Below are 13251 nucleotides of genomic sequence, written 5' to 3' on the forward strand. Positions count from 1 at the left end.
TGAGTATTATCAATATATTGAGGCATACGCCTTTAGAGTCGGCAGGTAATTTGCCTAGACATTTAGAGCATTTATTAGAAAGTTCAAAAATGTATGTATTACCTGAAAAAAGGCATAGGCTGTGTCCGAGAGTAGTTAAAGGAAAACCTGCAAAATATCCAAAGAAAAAATGCCAATCAGCTTAACTGACTGGCATTAGCTCATCAGAGCCGCTTTTTTTATAGCCAGTTTTTAGATTTGAGTTCACATTTCATTGCTTTTCGATCACGGCGATGTTGTGCTTTGGGTTTTTCACTGTCATGCAGACCACTTTTATGTAAAAGTGGTGAGAGTGCAACAGGATTACGTGCTTTAATTTTGGGCATATTTTTCAGTTTCATTATTTAACCTTTAATACATAAGATTTGTTTTAAGGTGTGTACCACTTCAATCAAGTCACTTTGATAAGCAATCACCTGATCGATATCTTTATAAGCACTTGGAATTTCATCAATCACGCCACTGTCTTTACGACATTCAATACCTTGAGTTTGTGCAATCAGATCTTGCTGATTAAACAAAAGCTTGGCTTTACTGCGACTCATTTTTCGACCTGTACCATGTGAGCAGGAGCAAAAGGACTCAGGATGACCTTTACCTCGAACAATATAAGAACGAGCACCCATTGAACCCGGGATAATCCCGAGCTCATCTTCACGTGCACGAATCGCTCCTTTACGTGTCACAAAGACATTTTCTCCAAAGTGATTTTCCTGACTAACATAATTGTGATGGCAGTTAATCACCTCTTTGGTCATCTGAAATGACGGTAAAATTGGACGAATCGCTTCTAAAATCAGGCGCATCATTTCACGTCGGTTTTCATAGGCATAACTTTGTGCCCATTCCACCGCTTCAACATAGTCATCAAAACTGGCTGAACCTTCTGCAAAATAGCTCAAGTCTTTGTCTGGCACATGTCCGAAACGATGTTGTGCCTCTTTCTTGGCGAGTTCAATGAAATAAGTGCCGATTACATTACCCAAACCGCGGCTACCCGAATGCAGCATAATCCAGACATCCTGATTTTCATCGAGGCATAGCTCTATAAAGTGATTGCCGCCACCGAGAGTGCCTAGCTGTTTTTGCCATGTAGCATCAAACTGTCGAAGCATACGCACCAAGCCTGAATGTTTAAGTAAAATGGGTTGTAAGCGTTTCTCAAGCGGCGTCAGCGTGGATGCCTTTGCCTTCACTTGCTTATGCATATTAAAACCAACAGGCACTTTACGTTCAATCGCATGGCGTAATGGCGATAAATTATCAGGTAGCTGATGGGCTTTTAGATTCAGGCGAATAGCATTCATGCCACAGCCAATATCTACACCAACCGCAGCAGGAATAATCGCGTGTTTGGTTGGAATGACACTACCAACAGTTGCACCTTTGCCTACATGGACATCGGGCATGACGGCAATGTGTGAGTGAATAAATTGCAGTTGTGCCATTTTGCTGAGCTGTTCGATACTGTCGTGATCGATGTCTTGGGTGAAAATTTTCACAGGCACGCCAAAGTGCCCCTCAGCATTTAAAATTTTTTGAATGCTCATTTAGATGATTCTCAAGTTATTTTTGTTTTTGTCCGAATTTTAGGTATAAAAAAACCTAGCGAATGCTAGGTTTTGCATTCGGACAGATGAGATTTGTACACCTGTCCGTGAGATGACATCGTGCCAAATCGATTAGTGTTTTAAGCTCGCTAGTACTGGCATGATGTCCTCCTCAATAAAATCTATCCGTTCGGGGATAGTGCCGAAATTCAATATCGGCGAAATAATAAACTTAAAAAATTAAATGTCAAGCGAAGAATTAATCATCATCTTGCATTGGTTTCACATCCATCTTGTCGTAAGGAATGAGTTTGGTCTTGTAAATCCACTTGTAACTGAGCCAAACCACCAAAAATAATGGCAAGGTAATATAGGTTGCAAGTAGGCTTAACCAGTCAATTTTCTCTCCAAGCAAAGCTTGATAGTTTTGTCCTAAGATAATGATTGAACACAGAATAAAAGCAAACCAAGGCGCAAAAGGGAAGAATTTAGCGCGATATGCTAAATTTTCTAATTTGTAGCCTTGAGCAATATAGCCTTTACGGAAACGATAATGTGAAATCGCAATACCTAACCAGACAATAAAACCACACATGCCTGACATATTCAGGAGCCAGTTGTAAATTTCCTGTTTACCCATAAAACTGGTGAGCAGTGATAAAGCTGCAATCGCAGTGGTTGCATACAAGGCACGCATTGGTACCCCACGACTGTCCAGTTGTGCAAACCAGCGTGGTGCGCGACCTTCTTTCGCCATATCCCACAACATACGGGTTGATGAGTACATTCCAGAGTTACCTGCGGAAAGAATCGCAGTTAAAATCACGGCATTCATCAGACCCGCAGCAAAGGCAAAACCAGCTTTTTCATACAGTAATGTGAATGGCGAAAGGGCAATATTGTTACTGCTTGCTGCTTGAATCAGACGCGGATCATCATAAGCGATGAGTGTGCCAATGATGAAAATACACACAACGTAAAATAGTAAGATACGCCAGAAAATTTGCTTGATCGCTAAAGGAATCGTTTTTTGAGGGTCTTTGGATTCACCTGCAGCAACCCCAACCATTTCAGTCCCTTGGAATGAGAAACCTGCAATCATCGCCACGCCAATGATGGCTTGGAATCCACCAACAAATGGCGCATCTTTATGTGTCCAGTTGGCAAATGGTAGGGCATTTGGCGTCAACATCACTTTTAAAATCGTGGCAAGACCAATCAAAATAAAAATGACGATAGCCACCACTTTGACCAGTGAGAAGACAAATTCACTTTCACCAAAACCTTTTACCGACATGGCATTAATTGCAAAAATAATGATCAGGAACAATAAGCTCCACCAGTAACCCGGAATTTCAGGGAACCAGAATGCCATAATCCACTGTGCTGCAACCAGTTCAAAAGCAACGGTAATTGCCCAGTTGTACCAGTAGTTCCAGCCGAGAGCAAAACCAAAACCTTCTTCAACGTACTTATTACCATAGGTAAAAAATGCACCTGAAGTAGGATTGTGTGTGGCAAGTTCGCCGAGACTGGTCATTAAAAAGTAAATCATAATCCCGATCAGGACATAGGCCAGTAATGCACCACCAGGCCCCGCGGTACTAATGGTTGAGCCTGAAGCTAAAAACAACCCTGTTCCGATTGAACCACCAATCGCGATCATATTCAGATGGCGAGCACCTAACCTGCGTTGTAAGTGCGCATGTTCATTCATTTCGCTCATCTAGTTTCCTTGTCTGTTTGCAGTTGCACAGGCATATAACACCTTAAAGCCTTGTTGATCAGCTTTCGTGTCGCAATGCCCGAAATGCTGCTCAATTAAAGTCGGATAATTTAAAAAACGGTTGGCGACAATCCACAGCTCACCTTGTACTTGCAAGTGACGCTTGGTTTGTTTGCACAAATCTTCGCTGACGGTATAAGACGTGTGAATACCCTGATGAAATGGCGGATTACTCACTAAAGCAGCCAAATCTGTCGGAGCATCTTGAATGCCTGTGACCGCTTGGGTTTGCACTTGTGATTCGGGAATCGCATTATGCTGACAGGTCAATGCTGTCGACTTTAATGCAAATGCATCGACATCAAGCGCATGGATCACATTCAGTGGATTCAGTTTTGCTAAATAGCAGCTAATAATGCCCGCACCGCAGCCAAAGTCGGCGAGTTTACCCGATTTTACTTGATGGAGGTATGGCAAAAGTACGGCTGTTCCGACATCCAAGTGATCTTGACTAAACACCCCAGGCAGGGCGCAGATTTTAAGTTGTTGTTCACCAACTTGAATGTCATAGGTTTTTAGCCATACCTCAAGTGGTTTCAGCGTTTCTTGTTGTTGTAAAACCAGTTGCCAGAATTGGCAATGACGAGCGCTGTCGAGTTTGAGCATTTTGCCATATGCTTGGAGCTGTTTGGCTGCACGCTCTACGCCACCTTTTTTCTCGCCCACCAAGAAAATCGATTGTCCAAGCTGCATATGACTGGCGACTTGATGAATAATGTAATTCAGCAACTCTTTGGATTTGGGAACAAAAATCACAACCTGATCAAAAGCCTGTGCTGGAAATTCAATTGAAAAATGGCTGTCGAAACCTTGTGCCAGATGTGCTTGATGATCGGCAAAATTCCATGTCCAGATACAACCCTCTACACTGTTTTTGAGTTCAGTGAGCAATTGATCTTGAGGTGCATGAATAAATAACACACGACCTTTGAGCTGGTCTTGTTGACGCAAGACGACTTCACTTCGAGGATCCATGATGACACCCTACAAAAATAAAAATGTCCAATCCGCAAGAGTGATTGGACATTGTTTTAAAAATTACTGCTCTGACTGTTCAGGCAAAATTAAATTCAATAACAGTGCCGCAATACCACCTGTCGCCACACCAGAACTGAAGATATTTCGCATAAGTTCAGGCATGTGCTTTAAGAAATCAGGAACTTGTGCAACGCCAAGACCAAGTGCCAAAGAAATTGCAATAATCAGCAAGGCACGACGATCCAGTTTAATCCCTGCCAAAATATTAATGCCCGATGCAGCAACTGCGCCAAACATCACCATGACTGCACCACCGAGTACGGCTTCAGGAACAGCCTGTACAACGCCTGCAATTTTTGGGAATAAACCAAGTAAAACCAACAATGCCGCGATCCAAATCCCGACATAGCGGCTTGCGACACCTGTCAGTTGAATCACGCCATTATTTTGGGCAAATACTGAACTTGGGAAAGTGTTGAAAATCCCTGCAATCAGTGAGTTAAAACCATTTACCAATACACCGCCTTTAATACGCTGCATCCAAGTTTCGCCAGTCACAGGCTGTTTGGAAATTTTACTGGTTGCCGTAATGTCACCAATCGCTTCAAGAGAAGTGACCAAGTAAATAAAGGCAAACGGTAAAAATAGTGACCAGTCAAAACTGATCCCAAAATGCAGCGGTGTTGGTAACTGAAAAACGGGGGCTTGTTGGAATGCGGTGAAATCCAGATGCCCCATAAAACCCGCCAAAATATAGCCAATCACCAAAGCCAGTAGAATTGCTGAGCTTCTAATCCACACCACAGGAATGCGGTTGAGCACGATGATAATTGCAAGCACCACACTCGACATGATCAGGTTGTCGCTGTTGGCGAATGTCCCATTTGCCATCGCACCATAACCGCCACCCATACTGATCAGACCTTCTTTAATTAAAGTCAGACCAATCATCAGCACAACGACGCCTGTAACGAGTGGAGTGATCAGTTTTCTCACCCACGGCAAAATACGTGATACGCCCATTTCAATAAATGCGCCCGCAATCACCACACCAAAAATCGCAGCCATCACCTGTTGATAAGGCGTGCCATTGGCAATCATCATGCTGCCAATCGCCATGATTGGACCAATGAAGTTAAAGCTTGTGCCTTGAACAATCAGTAAGCCTGCACCCAATGGGCCGACCTTTTTCGATTGCAAGAACGTTGCAATCCCTGAGATCACCAAAGACATCGATAAAATCATGGTGGTTTCATGGGCAGGAACTTTTAAAGCGCCACAAATTAGTAAACCAGGCGTTAAAATCGGGACAAGAATCGCAAGAAGATGTTGTAAGGCTGCAAAGAATGCAATCAGCGGTTTTGGCTTGTCATCAAGCCCTAACAATAAATCGGGTTGAGAGTGGGAATGAGATGAGTGATCGAAATCCGACATGGAATTTTGGGGAATATACTAAGCAAGATGCGGCTATTCTAATCGAGTTACATCCCTTTACAAACTAAAAATCGGTTTGACCGATGAAAAAAATGCTGCTGTCAATAAACTGTCACTACTAAAATCTATATTTTTTCTGTATAATTTGCCCTCAAACTTTAGGCGTATCGAATTTACATGTCAGATATCAAAACTCTCCGTAACATTGCCATCATTGCGCACGTCGATCATGGTAAGACGACTCTTGTAGACAAACTTTTACAACAATCAGGTGCTCTTGGTGATCGCGCGGGCGAGATTGAGCGTGTAATGGATTCGAATGCGCTTGAATCTGAGCGTGGTATTACCATTCTTGCAAAAAACACGGCGATCACTTGGTTGGACAAGCGTACTGATACGACTTACCGTATCAATATCGTGGACACCCCGGGACATGCTGACTTCGGTGGTGAAGTAGAACGTGTATTGTCAATGGTTGACTGCGTATTACTTCTTGTGGATGCACAAGAAGGTCCAATGCCACAAACTCGTTTCGTAACGCAAAAAGCGTTCGCGCGTGGTTTGAAACCAATCGTGATCATTAACAAAGTTGACAAACCAAGCGCGCGTCCAGATTGGGTTATTGATCAAGTTTTTGATTTGTTTGACAACTTGGGTGCAACTGACGAACAGTTAGACTTCCCGATCGTTTATGCTTCAGGCTTACGCGGTGTTGCTGGTCCTACACCAGAAGAGTTGGCTGAAGACATGACTCCGTTGTTCGAAACGATTGTTGACATCGTTGAACCACCAGCAGTTGATGTTGATGGTCCATTCCAAATGCAGATTTCTTCACTTGACTATAACAGCTTCGTGGGTGTTATCGGTGTTGGTCGTATTCAACGTGGTTCAGTAAAAACCAATACACCTGTAACTGTGATTGACAAAGAAGGCAACACACGTAACGGTCGTATCTTGAAAATCATGGGTTACCACGGTTTAGAGCGTATTGATGTTGATTCAGCATCAGCGGGCGACATCGTATGTATTACGGGTATCGATGCACTGAACATTTCAGACACGATCTGTGATCCGAAAAATGTTGAAGCTTTACCGCCATTGTCTGTAGATGAACCTACAGTTTCGATGACATTCCAAGTCAACAACTCACCGTTTGCGGGTAAAGAAGGTAAATTCGTGACTTCACGTAACATCCGTGAACGTCTTGAACGTGAATTGATTCACAACGTAGCACTTCGTGTAGAAGACACTGACAGTCCAGACCGTTTCAAAGTTTCTGGTCGTGGTGAACTTCACCTTTCAGTTTTAATTGAAAACATGCGTCGTGAAGGCTTCGAGATGGGGGTTTCTCGTCCGCAAGTCATCATGAAAGAAGTTGATGGTCAAATCCAAGAACCGTACGAAAACGTAACGTTTGATGTTGAAGAACAACATCAAGGTTCTGTAATGGAACAAATGGGTAACCGTAAAGGCGAGTTAACCAATATGGAAGTTGACGGCAAAGGTCGTATCCGTATTGAAGCAACTGTTCCTTCACGTGGTTTGATCGGCTTCCGTTCTGAATTCTTGACCATGACTTCTGGTACAGGGATCATGACTTCAAGCTTCTCGCATTATGGTCCTGCAAAACAGGGTACAGTTGCGAAACGTCAAAACGGTGTGTTGATCTCTATGGTTAACGGTACTTGCTTGGCATTTGCTTTGTTCACGCTACAAGACCGTGGTCGTCTATTTGCTGAACCACAGTTAGAAGTTTACGAAGGTATGATCGTGGGTATGAACTCTCGTTCAGACGACATGGTTGTAAACCCAACTAAAGCAAAACAATTAACTAACATGCGTGCATCGGGTACAGATGAAGCATTAACGTTAACACCTGCAGTTAAATTCACGCTTGAACAAGCTTTAGAATTTATTGAAGATGATGAATTAGTTGAAGTGACACCTAAATCAGTTCGTATTCGTAAGAAATTCTTGACTGAAAATGAACGTAAACGTGCTTCTCGTGGCTAATTGCTTTGAGTTGTAAAGATAAAGCCACCCAATCGGGTGGCTTTATTGTTTTGAATAAATGAATTTGTATCTCTGGTTAATCCTAGAGAAGTTTTTTGTTGTAATACCGTGAGTATTCAAGATTTTTTAATTAAAAACGCTAAATTAAATAGCAGATTACATGATTTCACTCGGTCAATTGTCACCGAATAAATAACAAACCAAATGAGTATTGGAGTCTTCATCCATGAGTATTTTAAAAGAGTTTCGCGAATTTGCGATAAAGGGTAACATGATTGATTTGGCTGTCGGTGTGATCATCGGTGGTGCATTTGGTAAAATTGTTGATTCATTGGTCAAAGACATCATTATGCCGATCATCACGGCAATCACGGGAGGTGGTGTTGACTTTACCCAGAAATTTATCGTGTTGGGTAATAATCCAAATAACCTGCAATCTTTAGCAGAATTGCAAAAGGCAGGCGTCAATGTTTTAACCTACGGTAACTTCCTCACCATTTTCATTAACTTTATTATTTTGGCATGGGTTGTGTTTGTTATGGTTAAATTAATTAATCGATTACGCCGTAAACAGGAAGCAGAAGCTGCTCCAAAACCTGTAACAACGCCAGAAGATATTCAATTGTTACGTGAAATTCGTGATGAATTGAAAAAGAAATAATTGTGTTGATAAAGAAAGGAGGTATATTTACCTCTTTTTTTATGCCAATTTGAGTATGTTATTGACTCGAAATATGGCAGATGTTTCCTTGATATATTGAAGATGATGATTGATTTTGCACACTGGATAAAATGGTTGCCGTGGGTTTTGGCAGTAATTGGGGGCATGCTGCTTTGGATTGCGATTACGAAACTTAATACCTACTTAAAAAAATTGTTGAGACCATTTAAAAAAGGTCGGAAATATCGCTGTCGAGTGCTTGCGATTGTAGATGGCGATACAATTGATTGCCGACGTCTATTTTATTTTGGGCAATCTCAAAGAATGCGTTTAGCTTATGTGGATGCACCTGAGTCTAAACAGCAGTTTGGTGAAGAAGCTCAGAGGTATCTTAAGAAAATGCTGCAAGGACGAATTGTGACATTGAATGTTGCAGATATGGATCGTTATGGTCGTGTGGTTGCCGATGTTTATTTAGGACGTGAGAGTGTGAGTGAAACCTTGATAAAAGATGGGATTGCATGGGTCTATGCTGACTATGTGCGCCACCCAAAACGGTTAAAGCGTTTGAATGAATTGCAGGATGATGCCAAAAAACGTAAACGCGGTTTGTGGAAACATAGCCGACCGATGAACCCTAAAGAGTATCGGAGTCGTTGATTGTGAATAAAAAATAGTACTCAAGCGAGTCGCATTTTTTTATTGATCTTGATTGAACAAAATGGTTTTAGATTTTGCTAAAGAGCCAACGCTTTGCTGAATAAAATACACAGTATTTTCTATGCTGAATATGGCGGGCATAGGAAAATCTAGGTAGCATCAAAAAAACTTCATTTGATGATCAGCATTATTTTTTGACGTGTTTTTTGATTGGATATTTTCATGAATCGATTATTTGCGTATGGTACGTTGCGCCCAGGACAACCCAATCAACATATTTTGGGTGATCTAGATGGTGAGTGGCAAAAAGCTTATGTGCGCGGGGTGGTGCATACGTTAGATTGGGGACCCGATGAAGGCTTACCCGCGTTGGTCATTGATGCTCAAGCAGCACAAGTCGAAGGATTATTGTTCTCGACAGATGAATTGGCACATCATTGGCAGATGCTCGATGATTTTGAAGGTTTTCAGTATCAGCGCGTCATTGTAGATGTGGAATTGGAGTCAGGTGAGATTGTCCAAGCATGGACTTACCAAATGCACCCGACAGCCAAATCTGAGCAGGGTTGAAACTGAATCAGATGCCAATCTGTCTTTGGCATCTGATTTATTTAGAAATCCGTACGGAACTTAATTTCAAGCAAATGAAAGCCAAACTGGCTTTTGATTGGCCCGTGTAAAATTCTTTCGGCTGCGCTAAAGACCAGTTTATCAATGACAGGCACAAGCTGCCCTTTTTTGACCTCACCCAGCTCACCACCACGCTTGGCAGAGTTACAAGTGGAGTATTCTTTAGCAATTTTGGAAAAGTCTGCACCCGACTGAATCTTTTTCTTGAGCTGTTCAGCCAGTGTTTTATCTTTCACCAAAATATGTCGTACGATTGCAGTTTGCATAGTTTTAGCCTCTTATTCACTGTTTTGTTTTTGTGTTTTTTTTAAGTGGCTGGCACTGCGGACAGAAGACACTGGCACGCTGACCCAGCTTGATATTTTCTAGCGTTGTTTCACAGTTGACGCACATTTCACCAGCACGCCCATAGGCGAGTAAGGTTTGTTGAAAATAGCCATTTTCTCCCATCGCATTGGTATAGTCTCGGAGGGTTGAGCCGCCAAGACCAATAGCAAAACTTAAAATACGTTTAATTTCAACAACCAGTGCTTCAACCTGTTGTGGACTTAAACTCGAAGCAGGCTGGGCAGGATGAATGCCTAAATTAAACAGGCTTTCGGTTGCGTAAATATTGCCCACACCCACCACAATATGATTATCCATCAGTGCAACTTTGATACCAACTTGCTTGGATTTGAGCTTGTCAGTCAGGTAGGCAGCATTAAATGCATCAGTCAGTGGCTCAGGCCCAAGCGGGTCAAGCAGCTTATGCTGCGAATCTGCATTGAGCCAGACGATGCAACCGAAGCGGCGTGGGTCATGGTAGCGTAGCTGAAGTTCCCCAAAATCGAGAATGAAATGATCATGTTTACGCAGTTCATCTTGCGCCTTGCAAATCCGAAAACTGCCCGACATCCCCAAATGCCATAACATGGTGTCGTGTTCAAACTCGGCCAGAATATATTTGGAACGTCGTTGTAATCCAATCAGTTTTTGACCTTGTAATTTATCTACATCTTGCGGAATCACCCAGCGTAATTGAGGTTGACGCACGCGAACAGCTTGAACAGTTTGATGCAGCAAGGGCGCTAGACTATTTTTGGTGGTTTCGACTTCGGGTAATTCAGGCATAACTGGATATTAACAACAACGATCAAATCCATACTTTAGCACGCACACTGAAACAGGTATATCTGTAACTTGTGTTCAGTGAAATGCATTACTACAATAGCTCCTATATTTTTATGATTTTAAACATCAATTTGTCAGGTTACTGACCTTTGGCATTCCACAAGCCTATTTTTGCTTGAACTTTTCAATGCCCACCATTGCTCTCCCTCCATAAAATTTAGGATGTAAATAATGCGTAATCTGCATGTTCATGTGACATTAAAAAGCACACTGTTATTGCTCACAGCCTGTATTTGTCAAAGTCTTTATGCTGAAGATGATTCGACAGTACAGGATTTGCCTGCAATTAAAGTAGAAGCAACCCACACGGGAACTAGTTATGCAAAAACGCCAGCTTCGATTTTTCGTGTAGACGCGCCAAAGCAGCAAGACAACATTGGTGTGAACCTGACCGAAGTGGTGAAGGGAATTCCAAGTTTACAGCTCAATAACCGTGAAAATTACGCACAAGATTTGCAGCTTTCTATGCGAGGTTTTGGTGCGCGTTCGACTTTTGGTGTGCGTGGCATTCGTTTATATGTCGATGGCATTCCTGCCACCATGCCCGATGGTCAGGGGCAAACCTCCAATATTGATTTAAAAAGCCTCGATCATTTAGAAGTTCTCACAGGTCCATTTTCCTCTTTATATGGCAACTCTTCAGGCGGGGCAATTTTAGCAACCACCAAAGAAGGTCAGGGTCGAGACTCAGTAACCATGGGCTACTCAGGTGGTAGTGATCAACGTAGTAACAGTTCGATTGTGCTGCAAGGTGGCGCACATGCGGAAAATGAACCGAGTTATGTCATTAGTTCATCTTATTTTGATACCGATGGTTATCGTGATCATAGTGCTGCGGACAAAGTACTCAATAATGCCAAGCTCACTTGGAATTTGAGTGATGGCAGTAAAGTGAACTGGGTAACCAACTACGTTAAAATCAATGCCGATGATCCGATGGGGCTAACACGTGCTTTATGGGAGCAAAACCCAAAACAAATTGATCCTAAAATTGCTCCGTACAATACCCGTAAAGAAATTGAGCAAACTCAAACAGGGGTAACGTGGACAAAACCTTTAGATGATCACAATGAACTGTACGCCATGACTTATGTTGGCAACCGTCATGTGACCCAGTACCAATCTATTCCAAAATCCACTCAAACCAATGTGAATAATGCAGGTGGTGTGATTGATTTTGATCGTAATTATTATGGTGCGGATTTCCGCTGGACAGGTACAGATTTGTTGCCAAATACCCGAGTGAGTGCGGGTGTTGCGCTCGATGCAATGGATGAAGACCGTAAAGGTTATGAAAACTATGATGCCGCAGGCAACTATGGTGTCAAAGGCAATTTACGCCGTAATGAAGACAATACCTTGTGGAATATTGATCCATATTTGCAAGCATCTTGGCAGTTTTTACCGACTTGGCGTTTAGATATGGGCGTGCGTTATAGTAATGTACATTACAAGTCTAAAGATCACTACACTTCTGCGCCTGATAAATATGGAACTGTAAATGGCGATGACAGTGGTAAAACTGAATACTCGAAAACATTGCCTTCAGCGACTTTAAGCTGGCAGATTTTACCTGAATTGTTGGCTTATGCCAGTTACGCCAAAGGTTTTGAAACCCCAACGTTTACCGAAATGGCTTATCGACCAGATGGTGCAGCAGGGTTTAACTTTGATTTAAAACCTTCAAGCAGTGATAACTATGAAGTGGGTTTGAAGTCTGAAAATCCTTGGGGATATTTCACCTTGGCAGCCTTCCAAATTCACACTAAAAATGACATTGTGTCGTATGCAATGGTGAATGGTCGGGCAACGTATCAAAATGTTGATCAAACTCAGCGTCAAGGTATTGAGTTTTCATGGAATAAAAACCTGTGGCGAGATTTAAAAGCGCAGGCCAGTTATAGCCACTTAGATGCAACCTTTGACACAGATTTCACATCTTCGTCTGGCACGGTCAAAAAAGGAAATTCAATTCCAGGTATTGCAAAAAATCAGGCATTTGCCCGTTTAGCTTGGCAGCCTGAAACTGGGGCTTTTGCAGGTATTGAAGCACGTTATATGGATAAGATTTATGTAGATGATCAGAACTCTGATGCAGCTCCAAGCTATGCCGTGACAGCAATTGATGTTGGTTATAAGTGGAAAATGCAGGACTGGGCAATCAATACCTATGCTCGTGTTGATAATCTATTTGATCGAAACTATATTGGTTCAGTGATTGTGAATGATACAACAAAACCAGATGGACGCTATTTTGAACCCGCAGAAGGGCGCAATTGGAGTGCAGGTTTAAGTATTACCAAACAATTTTAATGAAACAGGAGAAC

At 42.2% G+C, this 13251-nt stretch carries 12 protein-coding genes and 1 pseudogene; 6 read left to right on the forward strand and 7 right to left on the reverse strand.

Features of this window, described 5'->3' with window-relative positions; genetic code table 11:
- A pseudogene (locus GBN19_RS15890) lies at positions 1–185 on the forward strand (IS4 family transposase); the annotation flags it as partial.
- 33 nt (positions 186–218) lie between these two features.
- Here GBN19_RS15890 and GBN19_RS15740 read toward each other — a convergent pair.
- From GBN19_RS15740 to GBN19_RS04845, 5 genes are all read right to left on the reverse strand, one after another.
- The gene (locus tag GBN19_RS15740; protein WP_171492602.1) at positions 219–380 is read right to left on the reverse strand and encodes a hypothetical protein; all 162 of its coding nucleotides are present in this window, start codon (positions 378–380) and stop codon (positions 219–221) included.
- A gap of 3 nt (positions 381–383) precedes the next feature.
- The gene (locus GBN19_RS04830) at positions 384–1589 is read right to left on the reverse strand and encodes an RtcB family protein (RefSeq protein WP_151777374.1); all 1206 of its coding nucleotides are present in this window, start codon (positions 1587–1589) and stop codon (positions 384–386) included.
- Between the two features lie 259 nt (positions 1590–1848).
- A complete protein-coding gene (locus tag GBN19_RS04835) occupies positions 1849–3315 on the reverse strand; it encodes an amino acid permease (RefSeq protein WP_151710102.1) in 1467 nt (488 codons plus the stop codon).
- Positions 3316–4350, reverse strand: coding sequence for a methyltransferase (locus GBN19_RS04840; protein ID WP_151777375.1), 1035 nt, complete (start codon positions 4348–4350; stop codon positions 3316–3318).
- 63 nt (positions 4351–4413) lie between these two features.
- Positions 4414–5787, reverse strand: a complete 1374-nt coding sequence (locus GBN19_RS04845) for a uracil-xanthine permease family protein (RefSeq protein ID WP_151777376.1) — start codon at positions 5785–5787, stop codon at positions 4414–4416.
- A 177-nt stretch (positions 5788–5964) separates the two neighbouring features.
- Here GBN19_RS04845 and typA point away from each other — a divergent pair, with 177 nt between their 5' ends.
- The 4 genes from typA (at position 5965) to GBN19_RS04865 (ending at position 9691) form a co-directional block, all read left to right on the forward strand.
- Positions 5965–7800 (forward strand): translational GTPase TypA, encoded by a 1836-nt coding sequence (gene typA / locus GBN19_RS04850; protein WP_151777377.1) that lies wholly within the window; start codon positions 5965–5967, stop codon positions 7798–7800.
- A gap of 226 nt (positions 7801–8026) precedes the next feature.
- Positions 8027–8461 (forward strand): large conductance mechanosensitive channel protein MscL, encoded by a 435-nt coding sequence (gene mscL, locus GBN19_RS04855; protein ID WP_151777378.1) that lies wholly within the window; start codon positions 8027–8029, stop codon positions 8459–8461.
- Positions 8462–8563: 102 nt separating this feature from the next.
- Positions 8564–9121, forward strand: coding sequence for a thermonuclease family protein (locus GBN19_RS04860; protein WP_151777379.1), 558 nt, complete (start codon positions 8564–8566; stop codon positions 9119–9121).
- 222 nt (positions 9122–9343) lie between these two features.
- Positions 9344–9691, forward strand: coding sequence for a gamma-glutamylcyclotransferase family protein (locus GBN19_RS04865; protein ID WP_151708708.1), 348 nt, complete (start codon positions 9344–9346; stop codon positions 9689–9691).
- A gap of 41 nt (positions 9692–9732) precedes the next feature.
- On the opposite strand, the gene GBN19_RS04870 is transcribed toward GBN19_RS04865, so the two are convergent.
- Positions 9733–10017, reverse strand: a complete 285-nt coding sequence (locus GBN19_RS04870) for a peptidylprolyl isomerase (protein WP_151777380.1) — start codon at positions 10015–10017, stop codon at positions 9733–9735.
- 16 nt (positions 10018–10033) lie between these two features.
- Positions 10034–10864, reverse strand: coding sequence for a bifunctional DNA-formamidopyrimidine glycosylase/DNA-(apurinic or apyrimidinic site) lyase (gene mutM / locus GBN19_RS04875; RefSeq protein WP_151777381.1), 831 nt, complete (start codon positions 10862–10864; stop codon positions 10034–10036).
- Between the two features lie 231 nt (positions 10865–11095).
- On the opposite strand from mutM, the gene GBN19_RS04880 reads away from it, so the two are divergent.
- Positions 11096–13237 carry a TonB-dependent receptor gene (locus GBN19_RS04880; protein WP_151777382.1) on the forward strand — a complete coding sequence of 714 codons (2142 nt, stop codon included), beginning with the start codon at positions 11096–11098 and terminating at the stop codon, positions 13235–13237.
- The last annotated feature ends 14 nt before the right edge of the window (positions 13238–13251 follow it).

The organism is Acinetobacter brisouii, from assembly GCF_008993995.1.
Lineage (GTDB): Bacteria > Pseudomonadota > Gammaproteobacteria > Pseudomonadales > Moraxellaceae > Acinetobacter > Acinetobacter brisouii_A.

Excerpts from the sequence above, each read along its gene's own strand:
- GBN19_RS15740 (WP_171492602.1), bottom strand. The coding sequence starts at position 380 with ATGAAACTGAAAAATATGCCCAAAATTAAAGCACGTAATCCTGTTGCA.
- typA (WP_151777377.1), top strand. The coding sequence starts at position 5,965 with ATGTCAGATATCAAAACTCTCCGTAACATTGCCATCATTGCGCACGTC.
- GBN19_RS04880 (WP_151777382.1), top strand. The coding sequence starts at position 11,096 with ATGCGTAATCTGCATGTTCATGTGACATTAAAAAGCACACTGTTATTG.
- GBN19_RS04830 (WP_151777374.1), bottom strand. The coding sequence starts at position 1,589 with ATGAGCATTCAAAAAATTTTAAATGCTGAGGGGCACTTTGGCGTGCCT.
- GBN19_RS04860 (WP_151777379.1), top strand. The coding sequence starts at position 8,564 with ATGATGATTGATTTTGCACACTGGATAAAATGGTTGCCGTGGGTTTTG.
- mscL (WP_151777378.1), top strand. The coding sequence starts at position 8,027 with ATGAGTATTTTAAAAGAGTTTCGCGAATTTGCGATAAAGGGTAACATG.
- GBN19_RS04870 (WP_151777380.1), bottom strand. The coding sequence starts at position 10,017 with ATGCAAACTGCAATCGTACGACATATTTTGGTGAAAGATAAAACACTG.
- GBN19_RS04865 (WP_151708708.1), top strand. The coding sequence starts at position 9,344 with ATGAATCGATTATTTGCGTATGGTACGTTGCGCCCAGGACAACCCAAT.
- mutM (WP_151777381.1), bottom strand. The coding sequence starts at position 10,864 with ATGCCTGAATTACCCGAAGTCGAAACCACCAAAAATAGTCTAGCGCCC.
- GBN19_RS04845 (WP_151777376.1), bottom strand. The coding sequence starts at position 5,787 with ATGTCGGATTTCGATCACTCATCTCATTCCCACTCTCAACCCGATTTA.
- GBN19_RS04835 (WP_151710102.1), bottom strand. The coding sequence starts at position 3,315 with ATGAGCGAAATGAATGAACATGCGCACTTACAACGCAGGTTAGGTGCT.
- GBN19_RS04840 (WP_151777375.1), bottom strand. The coding sequence starts at position 4,350 with ATGGATCCTCGAAGTGAAGTCGTCTTGCGTCAACAAGACCAGCTCAAA.